Raw genomic sequence first — 12,884 nt, forward strand, 5'->3', positions numbered from 1 at the left:
AAGTTTTGCGTAAATTGCAAAGGTGAATAATGTTAAATCAGATCAAAATCTTAGTACAAGTTGTCGAGTCTGGTAGTTTTTCAAAAGCCGGACAGGTACTTAACATGGCACCATCGTCAATCTCTAGAGCGATAGACAATTTAGAGCATACGCTGCAATCAACCTTGTTTAGGCGCAGCACTCGCAGTGTCTCTTTAACGGAAAAAGGCGAATACTTTTATCAGCAATCGACAAAAATACTCTCTGATGCAAATAAGCTCATTGCCGAAATGAAAGGCGACCGCGCCGAACCGCAAGGGGTGCTGCGGATTTCTGTCTTCGAGAGCTTTGGTAATCTCGTCTTAGCCCCGCTCCTACCCCGCTTTTTGGCGCAGTATCCGAAAGTCACGGTTGAGATTGACCTCGACAACAACCTAGTCGATTTGCACAGTGAGAATATTGATGTCGCCATTCGTATTGGCACTCCACAAGACAGTAACTTAAAAGCTCGTCGATTAATGCCAAACCAAACCTCTTTAGTGGCAACGCCCGAATACCTAGCTTCTCACGCAGCGATCGAGCAACCAGAGGATATTCAAAGCCATAATTGCTTGCTAATAAGCCATGGGCGAAAGCATCATTATTTCTACTGCTCTAATGGCAAAGAAACGCGACGAGTACCTGTCAGTGGTAATTTAGTCTCTAAAGGCGGCTCCCCACTGTTAAGTGCTGCACTAAGCAACTCAGGCGTATTGTTGTTATCAGAATGGATGATTAAGCCCTATTTGCAATCACAGCAACTGGTCGAGGTTCTGCCTGATTGGGTTACTAGCTCTTCAGAACATGGCAGCGGAGAAATATTTGCCATCTATAAAGGGATGGAATATCCAAAGCCCCATATTAGAGCCTGGTTGGATTTTCTGGTGACGGAACTGAGCAACATACGACAACCACAATAAATGGCTAAGTCATAACTTTTAGGGTAAGTCATATGACCTACCCCAAATAAAGACTGATAACCCCACACGTGAGCATAAATGGTAAACTGATGGCGAAAGAATCCACTTTACTAAAACACGCTATCAGAAAGTGCCCCCCCATCGTTACATGTCGTCTAGTTCAAAAAGTTATCGCTTGTTTTTTTCTCAACAAAGCTTTCAATATTTTCCAACGTTGTTTCAGCAATGTTGTGTAGAGCATCAACGGTTAAAAAAGCTTGGTGCCCAGTGAAGATAACGTTGTGGCAAGCAGAAAGACGACGGAATACATCATCAACGATAACGTCGTTAGATTTATCTTGGAAAAATAACGCCTTCTCACTCTCATAAACATCTAAACCTAATGCGCCAATACGCCCTTGTTTAAGAGCTTCTATCGCCGCCGCCGAATCCAGCAACTCACCTCGACTGGTATTAATGATCATCACGCCATTCTTCATTTTATTGAATGCCGCCTCATTGAGTAGATGATAATTCTCTTTCGTCATTGGGCAGTGTAGAGATATCACATCTGACTGGCGAATAAGCTCATCAAGCGTGCAATAATTCGCACCCAATTCGGTGGCAAAGTCATTCGGATACGGATCATAACAAAGTACATCCATACCCAATCCTTTTAAAATACGAATCGTTGCGAGCCCGATTTTTCCTGTGCCAATAACCCCTGCTGTACGCCCATAAAAATTAAACCCGACCAGCCCTTCAAGGGAAAAATTAGCGTCTCTTGTTCGCTGGTATGCTTTATGGAAGCGGCGGTTGAGCGTCATCATTAAGCCTACAGCATGTTCTGCTACCGCTTCAGGTGAATAAGCCGGAACCCTTGCAACCGCAATACCTAACTCTTTCGCGGCAATTAAATCTAGGTTATCGAAACCAGCACAACGTAAAGCGATCATCTTTACACCACGATAAGACAACTGCTCAAGAACAGGTCGAGAGAGGTCATCATTAACGAAGGCGCAAACCACTTCACATCCCTTCGCCATCTTGGCGGTTTTCTGATTCAGAAGAAAATCGTAAAAATGGTATTTCACTTTATGTTGAACTTTTGCATTTTCAAACGAAGTTTCATCATAAGATTTGGAACTAAAGAAGGCGATATTAATCATAAGGTTGTCCTCATATCATATATTTACGGTTCTCACTCAACCTAACCAGCTCAAAAAGCATATCAGAATATAATTGTATTGATTGTTTGCTGACATAGTATACCCAAGTAACCTCAAGATGCTTAGTTCAGCGAGAGTTGTTAGGTTTGCAGGCAAGGCGTCGATTTGAAAATATAGTTGCTCTAAATTAAGAATCGATAACGTAGTCTGCGAACCTAACAAACTCGCCCTGTGGGAGCCTGTCACTGGAGCCATTTCTGTGTCAAACAACTAGGAAATAGATGACTATTCCACGTCATTGTTTTCCTTGAACTGGAACCAGTGACAAGACTCTGAATCCTGCATCTTGAAGTCACTTGGGTATACCAAATGGTCACCATCTATCACCTCCTGATTGCGCTCATCTCTAAGATCATAGTGATCAACTTGGCAAAACGAGACAGCGTTACTCATTGGTGCCCCTTTGGTGAAAAGCAGGATATACTCTGCAGGAAACTCTGACTAATAGGCTATTTATGAGCGATTCATCTTCTGTAACTGTTCCGCGTGACCCAATGGCACGCTTTGATGCATTTTTTAAAACCATCGCTGAAAACAAAAAGATTTGGTTATTAATTGATGAGCACGGCAGTGTTCTACTCAATACCGACGATGAAGAGTGCGTGCCTGTATGGCCAAGTGAAGAACACGCACTTCAATGGGCGACTGAAGAATGGGAAGGCTTCACTGCTGAGCCTATCTCTCTAGCAAAATGGAAGAGCCGCTGGACTATGGGTCTTGAACAAGACGATCTATTAATTGTGGTATTCCCTGACGAAGCAGGCGAAGGTGTCATTCTCGACCCTGAAGAATTTGAATTTGAAATGGTTAAACGCGAACGCCGTTAAAAAATAGCTGCAATTTTAATCAGCCAACATTCTATATTTCGACAAAGCGACATCATCATTGGTGTCGCTTTTTAGTTGCCTTCCTGCTGGCGATCGAGAGATCGATGAGTTGGACGCCCCTACTTTACCCAGCTTTATATTATTCACCTTGTCACCCTAAAATAATTGGCGCAAAGGTTACTGCTTTTGTATCTGAGCTCCCTTTGCTAAAATGCCGCCCTTTCGCACGCAAGCAGTTTGCACAGCCAGTTCAGAGACATGAAATGAAAGACACCCTCGCAATAATCGGATTGATCAACCCTAAAAGCCCTGAAAATGTTGGTGCGGTAATGCGGGCTGTCGGTTGCTACCAAGCTGACGAAGTATTATATACCGGTCAACGATATGCTCGCGCAGCCAAATTCAGCACCGATACAAAAAGCGTGAGACGAAGCATTCCCCTAAAAGGGGTTGATTCAATGATTGAGGCGATTCCGTCTGATATTAAAATTGTTTGTGTCGAGCTGGCTTTGGGCGCTACGCCACTGCCTCATTTTGAACACCCTGACAAAGCCATCTACATCTTTGGTCCTGAAGACGGTTCTATCCCACAAGAGATTGCCGATAAGGCTGATCATGTCGTTTATGTACCAACAGTAGGTTGTATGAATCTCGCCGCCTCGGTAAACGTTCTGCTGTACGATCGCTTAGCCAAATCTGACAATGTAGTCGAAGGGGATGAACTGATTAGAAGCAGCCGTGATAACCGCAATCATCTGCAGGTAAAAAGCCAGATTGAAGACATGGCTTGAACCGATTTTGAATTGAATAAAATAGTAATGGGCACTTACTGAACTTGCCAGTAAGTGCCCTTTTTTTATTTTAAATAACTAGCCTAAAAACGCTGGTAGCATCCCCAACATAGCCATGATGTGGAAGATAGCAGTGAATACACCAAAGGCAATGACCAAGCCAATCATCGTGTTGCCGCCCGGCGCTTTAAAGCCTTCATTACCGCCTTCACGAGTACGTGATTTATAAGCAAGCATCGCTGGGATAATACAAGCCCAAACTGTCGCTGCTGCACCTGCATAACCAATCGCAATAACAAAGCCGAATGGGAACAACAAAGACATAATCAAAGGTGGCAAGAAAGTTACTGCCCAAGATTTAGTACGACCTTGTTTGGTATCTTCAAATTTGAACAAGTCTGCAATGAAGTCGAATACACCCAAACCAACACCGATGAATGAAGATAGCAATGCCGCCATTGAGAAGCTGTTAATTGCATTTGTTACTTTATCTGAAGCAACCACAGAACCTAGAGCTGAAAGCAATACATCAACGTTACCACCTTGCTCAATAACAGGACCAAATTGGTTGCGAGGTAAGTTACCGTAAATAGATAGTAGCCATAGTAGGTATAGAACCAGCGCAATCACTGTACCACCAAGAATCGCTTGCTTAGCGCGGTTCTCTTCACCGTAATAAGCACGCATAGACGATACAGAGTGGTGATAACCAAAAGAGGTCAAAGCCACTGGCAGCATTGCCATCGCATAAGGAGCATAACTATTTTCTTTTGCAATGGTGTCAAACAATACCGATGCATCAATATTTACTGCTAAGCCAGAAACACCAAACACAAAGGTTAAAACCATAAAGGCGATTAAAACAACTGAGATGCGGTCAACCGCGCGCGTGGAGTGCCAAACAAAAGTAGAAAAGATAAGAACGAAGAGAATAGAGGTGATCTTACTACTAATTCCTAGCATACCCTCTAGAACTAGACCTGATGAAGTGATGTATGCGTAGAGCAAAATACCACCAACAAAATATACCGCTACGTTATTAATGTTGTTGATCTTTGAACCGAGCATATCTTTAGTTACGGTGTTAAACGAAACTCTAAGATCATAATGCTTAAATGCTTCAAGTAGCATCCAGCCTGAAACGGTCATGACAACCATGGTAAGTGAAATCGCAATTATCGACCATGTAGTCCATGCACCAGCACCTGCGCTGGGTAATCCTAACATGCCCGCGCCCACACAAACACTGGCTATAATACAGGAGCCACCTAATAATGAAGGGGAAGCTTTCATAGATAATCTCTTTGTTATGTTCACGTTATTGGATAAAAAATCTCTTAAACTAAAGTTTTATTATTTTGGCGCTTAAGAAAAAGCGCGCCCCAAGGGGCACGCTTATTACACTATGCTTCTGCTACAGCTTCTTTTTTCTGAGCAGCAGTTGCTGGTTCAACTTCGACTAGACGAGCAGTAAAGTGACGTAGCACTGCAGGCTCGTAAGTGAAATCTAACCCTTTCACGTTCTTCGCATTTTCTTTTACTTTTTGGAATGCTTCGATAACGTAATCCATGTGTGTTTGAGTGTAAGTCGCACGTGGAATAGTCAAGCGTAGCAATTCAGCAGGACATGGGTGTTGCTCGCCCGTTGCCGGATCACGACCTAGAAGTAAAGAACCAATTTCAACAGCGCGGATACCCGCTACTTTAAACAACTCACAAGCCAATGCGTGCGCTGGGAATTGACCCGCTGGGATATGAGGAAGCAGTTTACCTGCATCAACGAATGCCGCGTGACCACCCGCTTGTTGACATACAACACCAATCGCTTCCAAGCCATTTACTACGTATTCAACTTGGTTGATACGGTAAGCTAGCCACTCTTGACGCATACCATCACGAAGACCAACTGCAAGACGTTCCATTGCACCGCCTTCCAAGCCACCGTAAGTTGGGAAGCCTTCTTGAACCACACAAAGAGTACGACAATCAGTGTACACATCCATGAATGATTCATCTTTGAAACAAAGTAGACCACCCATTTGTACCATTGCGTCTTTCTTAGCAGACATTGCTAGACCATCAGCATACTTGTATGTTTCGTATGTGATTTCTTCAATTGTCCAATCTTTGAAGGCTTCTTCACGTTGTTGGATGAAGTATGCATTCTCTGCAAAACGCGCTGAGTCCATGATTACTGGAATACCGTGTTTTTGCGCAAGTTCATATACCGCTTTCAAGTTAGCGATAGAAACAGGCTGACCACCAGCAGAGTTACAAGTAATTGTGCTCACAATGTAAGGAACGTTGTTAGGACCCGCTTCTAGAATCGCTTCTTCTAGCTTCACTAGGTCAAAGTTACCTTTAAAGTCTGCGTTAACTGAAGTATCAAACGCTTCATCTGTGTACACGTTTTTAGCAACACAGCAGTTTACTTGTGTGTGACCTTGTGTGGTGTCAAAGAAGTAGTTAGATAGTGCAACCATCTTAGTGCGGTCTAGACCACGCTCTTTCTCTGCCTTTTTGATCAGTACAGGAATGTAGATTTGCTCTGCGCCACGACCTTGGTGAGTTGGAATAGTTAAATCATAACCGAAGATTTCTTTTACAGCATTTGATAGAGCGTAGTAACTACGGCTACCACTGTATGCTTCATCACCACGTAGCATTGCTGCTTGCATTTCTTGAGTGATAGAACCTGTACCACTGTCTGTTAATAGATCAATGAATACATCTTCACTATCTAGCAAGAATGGGTTCATACCCGCTTTCATAATCGCTTCTTCACGGTACTCTCGAGTAGTACGTTTTACTGGCTCAACAACGCGAATACGGAATGGTTCTGGTAAGTGTTTGAAGTTTTCCATGATAATACCTTTATATGTATATAGTGCGCATGCACTTTAAATTTAAATTCAATTATTTACCGTCTTAATTTATTTCAAGACGTAAAGACTCGCACCAAATTAAATAAATAGCTAAATAAATAATAATTTGGGCTTATTCATATATATTTTTTATAAACAACTAAAACAAAATACAATAGTAGACTCAACGCAATAAACTGGAGGAAATTGCATTTACGTAACGATTAAATTTTTGAATAGATGTTTGCATTGAGCCGACTGCAGCTCAACGAGGCAAGGGGTGCCTTAGATGAAGTCTGAAGAAGGTAGTGTAGCTAAAGTGTGGTCACGTGTGTACCAGGCTATTGATGATAGCCATATGTTTGATTGCATTTTGAGGTACATTGTCATCTTATGTTCCTTCTTCATAAAGCAATTGGTGAGTCGATGGATTGAGTATTATACAAGCCTAATAATTAATATAGCCAAATAAACTGCAAATGTGATCTGCATAAAAATTACGTCCAATCATGAATTAAAGATGTCGTAAGTATCACAGTTAACCCTATTTTAGTGATATTGAGCACTGTTATTCAAAAGTGTAATAGTTAACTAGTAAATCATCACCTTCAAAGAATAAATATATATAACCTAATCCACTATTTATTATAGTAATTCTAATAACATTCTTATTAACAGCTTAAGATTTAGTAATAACAACTTGTTCAATAGACCTAATTTATAGATCTTAATTTAAAGTATAGTTCGAGAACCGTACACAGCGCTCTCAAAAATTTTCTAACAGATCGTACGTAGCCTTAGCCCCATGCCGTTGCTCTGTATGGTTTGAATGGTTTGAATGTGTTGTTTGAAGTGGTCAATGGTCATGGTGTTCTCCCAAAAAGGGAGCGTATGGTCACAGCTCAATATGATCGTCAAATCAATCGTGAATTGGGCAAAAAATGTTCACACTACAAAAACGGCTCATATTCCCACCAAAATGTACTTATCTCAAATACATGGGAAACAAAAAGCAACAAAGAAAAACAGGCTATAAGTGCCGTTAATGGCGGTTTTTCCCCATTAGTATTTGGTTTCTACCAAGCGGCCGTTACAACTATATATTGCATGTATATTTTTAATGATTATGGCTGGAATATTTGGGCTCATGTTATTGGTGGACTTGTAGGTTTATGGCTTTGCTGGTGTGCTATTGGGGCGATTCTAAGAGTAGTTGGTGCTTTAGGAAGGTTCTCTCTTATAACTGGTTTCATCTTGGATTTGGTGCTGGTTTCAGGTGTTACTGCAATGATATCTTCAATCATAATGTTTTTTTGGCACCATAATTAGTTACACATACGCCCCCTTATTCCAAAAAGCTTTTATGGTTTTGCTCTCTTACTCAGGAAAGCTAATTCATCAACCAATGACCTGATCGGTTAAGTTTGTCTACGTGTGCTGGTTGCTGTGGTTAAACCGTCACCCCCCTGCTCAACTCCCTAAGTTATTGATAATAAACGGAAGTTCGCAACGGGGAAAGTCCACCTCCTCTTAGTAATCAATACTGCGTTGGTTCATTTGGTGTTGAATTTATTAATGAACCCAGCTATATTAATGAGCCATTACATCATATGACCCATTAAAATATTGAGGTACGCCGATGACACATTATCTCTACACACGCTTTTCTCCCAGGAACCAAGCCTATCAAGAACATGTGGATTCTATGCTTGCCCAAGAGCCTGACGCCAAGCATGTTGAAGATAAAGTACGTGGATTCATTCCACCACTAGAGCGAGCAGCATTTAGCCAGATGTATCAAACACTACAGGCTGGTGATACCGTGATTGTTTGGTGGTTAACCGCGTTTGGCAAAGATTTTAGCCAAGTGAACAGCACTGTAAATCAGCTACTCGATAAAGGCGTCACACTGCAATTAATGTGTGAACCGCTATGCTTCACTCCGCATTCAGAACAAAGCCAAACACTGCTTAACTTACTGACTGGCTATGAAAAAGTGCAAACGATGCACCGTCTTTTTGCTGCTGAGCAAGGTCGCCGAGCAATGAAAGATGACCCTTCACTATGGCAACAAAAGTTCAGAGGTCGCCCTGCTAATCGAGCTAAACACAAGCAAATCGCGACTCTATTACTTGAAGGCAATACCTTACAAAGTGTCGCCGAGCAATGCGATGTGAGTCTCTCCACAGTTAAACGCATCAAAGCCAAGCTCACTAATCTTGACGACGAAGGCGGATTGCGCCGCAGAGGTCACATGCATCAACGAGGCGGTGACGAGTCGTGAGTAAGCCATTCGAGTTTAAAACTATTTTACTGGCTTGCCTGATCATTAGTGTCGGGCAACTCAGTATGGGGTTGGTTTTTCCTTCGTTACCATGGATAGCGAAAGACTTCACTATCTCTCTCGACCAAGCCCAACTACTGGTCAGTATTTACCTTCTGGGTTTTGGTCCTTCGCAATTTTTATACGGTCCAATCTCAGATGCTCTTGGGCGTAAAGTTGTTCTACTCAGTGGCTTATTGGTTGCCATGCTTGGGCTTATGATGATCATTTTCATGAGTGATTCATTCACTGGTATGGTTGCCGGTCGATTTTTGCAAGGTTTAGGAACTGGCTGCTGTGCTGTACTCGCTCGTGCATCAACCCGAGATCGCTTCAATGGTCCTGACCTACCCATTGCAATGTCTTACATTGCAATGGCTGCATCATTTACGCCGTTAGTTGCCCCTGTCATTGGTGGTTTTATTAACTTCCACTTTGGCTGGGGAATGGTTTTTATCTCCCTACTTGGTTATGTCTCTTTAGCTTGGGTGGTGATTGCTCTGAGGTTTAAGGAGACTCTTGCACAGCGCTCGCCAGTACCATCACCAGCAAAGATATTGCAGCAATACCGTGATTTAATCACTTCACGTTATTTTATGAGCTTTGCCAGTATCGGCTGGCTAAATTTTACTTTGATGATCACCACAGTGTCAGTGATGCCGTTTATCATGCAAAACCAAATTGGAATGACTTCCGACGAGTATGCCATGTGGGCGGTTATTCCTGCTTTGGGGATGCTTGGTGGTACCAGCCTTTGTAATCGAGTTCGCCCAATTATTGGCACAAAGAAAATGCTACTGTGGACACCAGTATTACATGTGAGCGCAGCTGTTTGGCTGTTCTTCTGCCCGGTTGAACCTCTGTTTTTAATGATCGGCCAGCTGTTGATGATTTTTGGCAATGGCATCGCAATACCCACGGCGCAAGCGATGGTGATGCAACCTTATCGCAAACATGCAGGAGCCGCTGCCGCCATGTCAGGCGGAGGACAAATGGTTGTCTCATCAATTGTTAGTATGATTTTAGTACAACTGGGGTTGAGCCAAGCTTGGCATCTATCTTTAGTGATTCTACTATTCGCAGCTATCACCTACTCCAATATTCTGCGCGGCTTCAACAGCCCAGAACCACAACAAGCGTAAGTCATCACTTACCTTTCAACCTCGTCATCATCGAGCTGCTCGTTTTTGCGATTACGTGGCAGTTATACCCAAGAAACTTGAAGATGCAGGTAGGCGGCAAGTAAGAAACTCCCCTTAGCATAGGTGAACTATGTGATTCGGGCGCACGAACACAGCCAACAACACTGCAACTTCAAGTATGACGGGTATAGATGGTGAGTGATTCATAGCGTTCTCTTAAACCGGAGCAGAGGCTAGAACTCATTGATAGATCAAACAGGACATTTGTCCCAAGCTGACGATATTTTTGCAAAACCTGAATTGAATCACGTTACTAAACAATTTGGTCATTAAACCAACACCTTAGCGAGTTGATGCTTTTCCCTAGAAATCAGACAGTTAATTATGCCCACGAATTAGAGACCGTAATCACAGAGTTATGCTCCGATTTTGAATCGTATCGCAGGATTTGCAATCATCACTTGTTAATTCAAGGATACCATTATGATTTCTGTTTCTCTTATTGATGACCACATCATGGTCCGCTCAGGTTTTGCGCAATTATTGTCTTGTGAGCCTGATATCCAGATTCATAGTGAGTTTGATAATGCTCGTGAAGCCTACCGAGTCTTATCGGTATCAAATATCGACGTCGCGGTTATAGATATTTCCATGCCTGATGAGAGTGGCTTGGTGCTATTGGAAAAGCTGCGCAAAAAACAGCCTAACTTAAAAGCCATCATGCTCAGTATTTATGATTCCGCTTCTTTTGTAAGTAAAGCAATTGAAGTTGGGGCTTATGGTTACTTGTCTAAGCGATGCGGTCCAGGCGAACTGGTAACGGCTATTCGTAAAGTTGCCGCTGGTGATCACTATCTTTGTACCGATGCGTTAGTCAACTTAAGCAATGCTTCGTTATCACCTTCAGTACTTGAAACACTAACGAAGCGTGAGCGCGAAGTGTTTGATCACCTAATTCAAGGTAAAGATGTAAAGGAAATTGGTACTCAATTCTCCATCAGCCATAAAACAATTCACGTCCATCGCGCCAATATCCTCAGCAAACTGAATCTTTCAAATAACGTCGATCTTATCCGTTTCGCCCTACAACATAAGCTGCTTAGTGAAGAAATCGTATGAGCGAACTTGCGCGGCGGAGGCATATTCCAAAGCTAATTCTCACCCACGGATTTAGTTACACCTTTGCTATTGTCGGCTATGTTCTTTGCTGGTTTTGTCTATGGAACATTAGCCTCTACCTCGCAGCCGATATGTTGCTCGCTGGGCTATTGCTGCCAACGGGCTTTAAACTTGCTATCTACACGCTGACCTCTCGAAAATTGTGGCCATGGTTTACCATTGCCGAAATATTGCTAATTTGGGGGCTAATTCAGCTCACCTCAGAACCTGCTTATAACTACTTATTAGTGCTTTTTGCCTGCTTCAATCACGCCATCGCCGCTGCCTTTCAACGCTTATGGCGACCGTTACGAATATACTGGAAAAGGCTATTGGCGCTTTCTGGATTAGCGGTTACCTATGCGGCTATTTGTGGGTTAGCTCTGCTATTGTTGACAAAGCCGATTGGTTTGAGCGCGCTGTATGCTCTTCAAGGGGGAATGGCAGCACTCACGGGTGGTATATTGTTGGCGCCATTTTTTTATCTAGTCTACGACTACTTACTCCGCCAAGTATGGCGACCGCTGACTCCAACATTGATCCACCAAGAAGTCTCACTGCGCAGTTCGGCATTAGTCTGGTGTTTGCTGTTCTTCTCTATTGGTTTGATCACCGAGCTGACCTTGCTCGATCAAATGAAACCTCTGGCTCTTTTAATTTTTCTATTGCCTAATATTTTCATGGCGTATCGCTATGGATGGCAAGGTGGCGTACTCGCTAGTGTGATGAACAGTATTTTGTTAGCAACCGCGCGCCAAGTGACTGGATCGTTTGATAGCGACTTAGAACTGCAAACCTTCATTTCCACTCAAGCATTTATTGGTCTTGGCTTAGGTATTGCTATCAGTCGGCAATATTTCCTTGCTCAACAACTGCACCAAGCCAATCTCGATTTGGAAAGAGAACTGGCAAACAAGCAACAATTAGCAAGACAGCTAGTGCATGTAGAAGAAGAGATCCGCAAATCGGTTGCCCGAGAACTGCATGATGAGATTGGACAGAACATTACCGCAATTCAAATCCAAGCCATGTTGACGAAACGTTTAGCGAAAGATGAACAGCAGATTAGTATTGCCAATACCACCAATGAACTTGCGCTGCGCATTCATACCTCAACTAAGCAGCTGCTAAAACAACTACGTCCTCACGCGCTCGATGAACTAGGGCTTGAAAGTGCGATAAGGCAATTGGTCGCAGAGATGAAGTTTTCCGAACGAGATATTGATTTCCGGTTCAACTTTGGCATTTTTGCTGATCGCCTTGATGATATTACCGCCGTCACTTTGTATCGCATCGTACAAGAACTGCTGAACAACACTTGTAAACACTCACAAGCGACGCAAGTTCAGCTTTCTCTCGTACCGGGGGATCGCTTCAGCTTAGAGTTGCGTGACAACGGCATTGGCTTACCTCAAAACTGGCGCTTATGTGGTCAAGGTTTGAAAGGTATTGAAGAGCGAATTAGTGCGCTCGGCGGTACTATAACCATCCACTCCAGCCATCAGGGTAGCCGCATAGTTGTTAACTTACCCACAAAACAAAAATCTTCCCTGCCAAACTAGGAAAATTTCCTAGTGATATATAAAACCGTCCAATTCATTCCATCTATGGGTTGGTTACCATTCTTTCGTGC

General features: G+C 42.9%; 12 protein-coding genes. 8 read left to right on the plus strand and 4 right to left on the minus strand.

All coding sequences use genetic code 11. The features are described 5' to 3' along the window. Positions 1-29 precede the first annotated feature (29 nt). Entirely contained in the window at positions 30-938 is a 909-nt protein-coding gene (locus L4C38_RS11190) for a LysR family transcriptional regulator (RefSeq protein ID WP_428797643.1), read from the plus strand. 155 nt (positions 939-1,093) lie between these two features. Here the strand turns inward: L4C38_RS11190 and L4C38_RS11195 are convergent, their stop codons facing one another. Then, positions 1,094-2,086, minus strand: coding sequence for a 2-hydroxyacid dehydrogenase (locus tag L4C38_RS11195; RefSeq protein WP_428797644.1), 993 nt, complete (start codon positions 2,084-2,086; stop codon positions 1,094-1,096). 285 nt (positions 2,087-2,371) lie between these two features. Then, the gene (locus L4C38_RS11200) at positions 2,372-2,539 is read right to left on the minus strand and encodes a hypothetical protein (RefSeq protein WP_428797645.1); all 168 of its coding nucleotides are present in this window, start codon (positions 2,537-2,539) and stop codon (positions 2,372-2,374) included. A gap of 62 nt (positions 2,540-2,601) precedes the next feature. On the opposite strand from L4C38_RS11200, the gene L4C38_RS11205 reads away from it, so the two are divergent. Together L4C38_RS11205 and L4C38_RS11210 are read left to right on the plus strand one after the other, a co-directional pair. Further along, positions 2,602-2,973, plus strand: a complete 372-nt coding sequence (locus tag L4C38_RS11205) for a DUF2750 domain-containing protein (protein WP_428797646.1) — start codon at positions 2,602-2,604, stop codon at positions 2,971-2,973. Positions 2,974-3,236: 263 nt separating this feature from the next. Continuing rightward, positions 3,237-3,764, plus strand: coding sequence for an RNA methyltransferase (locus L4C38_RS11210; protein WP_428797647.1), 528 nt, complete (start codon positions 3,237-3,239; stop codon positions 3,762-3,764). Between the two features lie 78 nt (positions 3,765-3,842). Here L4C38_RS11210 and L4C38_RS11215 read toward each other — a convergent pair whose 3' ends face one another. Together L4C38_RS11215 and tnaA are read right to left on the minus strand one after the other, a co-directional pair. Then, positions 3,843-5,057, minus strand: coding sequence for an aromatic amino acid transporter (locus tag L4C38_RS11215; RefSeq protein WP_428797648.1), 1,215 nt, complete (start codon positions 5,055-5,057; stop codon positions 3,843-3,845). A gap of 110 nt (positions 5,058-5,167) precedes the next feature. Continuing rightward, the gene (tnaA, locus tag L4C38_RS11220) at positions 5,168-6,628 is read right to left on the minus strand and encodes a tryptophanase (RefSeq protein ID WP_428797649.1); all 1,461 of its coding nucleotides are present in this window, start codon (positions 6,626-6,628) and stop codon (positions 5,168-5,170) included. An 891-nt stretch (positions 6,629-7,519) separates the two neighbouring features. On the opposite strand from tnaA, the gene L4C38_RS11225 reads away from it, so the two are divergent. From L4C38_RS11225 to uhpB, 5 genes are all read left to right on the plus strand, one after another. Next, complete coding sequence (locus tag L4C38_RS11225; RefSeq protein ID WP_428797650.1) at positions 7,520-7,957, plus strand: hypothetical protein; 438 nt, start codon at positions 7,520-7,522, stop codon at positions 7,955-7,957. A 310-nt stretch (positions 7,958-8,267) separates the two neighbouring features. Then, complete coding sequence (locus tag L4C38_RS11230) at positions 8,268-8,912, plus strand: recombinase family protein (RefSeq protein WP_428797651.1); 645 nt, start codon at positions 8,268-8,270, stop codon at positions 8,910-8,912. Then, entirely contained in the window at positions 8,909-10,093 is a 1,185-nt protein-coding gene (locus tag L4C38_RS11235; protein WP_428797652.1) for a multidrug effflux MFS transporter, read from the plus strand. Before L4C38_RS11230 ends, L4C38_RS11235 begins: the two co-directional genes overlap by 4 nt. A 483-nt stretch (positions 10,094-10,576) precedes the next feature. Next, complete coding sequence (locus tag L4C38_RS11240; RefSeq protein ID WP_428797653.1) at positions 10,577-11,212, plus strand: response regulator; 636 nt, start codon at positions 10,577-10,579, stop codon at positions 11,210-11,212. After that, complete coding sequence (uhpB, locus tag L4C38_RS11245; protein WP_428797654.1) at positions 11,209-12,813, plus strand: signal transduction histidine-protein kinase/phosphatase UhpB; 1,605 nt, start codon at positions 11,209-11,211, stop codon at positions 12,811-12,813. Before L4C38_RS11240 ends, uhpB begins: the two co-directional genes overlap by 4 nt. Positions 12,814-12,884: the final 71 nt, after the last annotated feature.

Origin of the sequence: Vibrio kasasachensis (genome assembly GCF_050337565.1) — a bacterium.
Classification (GTDB): domain Bacteria; phylum Pseudomonadota; class Gammaproteobacteria; order Enterobacterales; family Vibrionaceae; genus Vibrio; species Vibrio kasasachensis.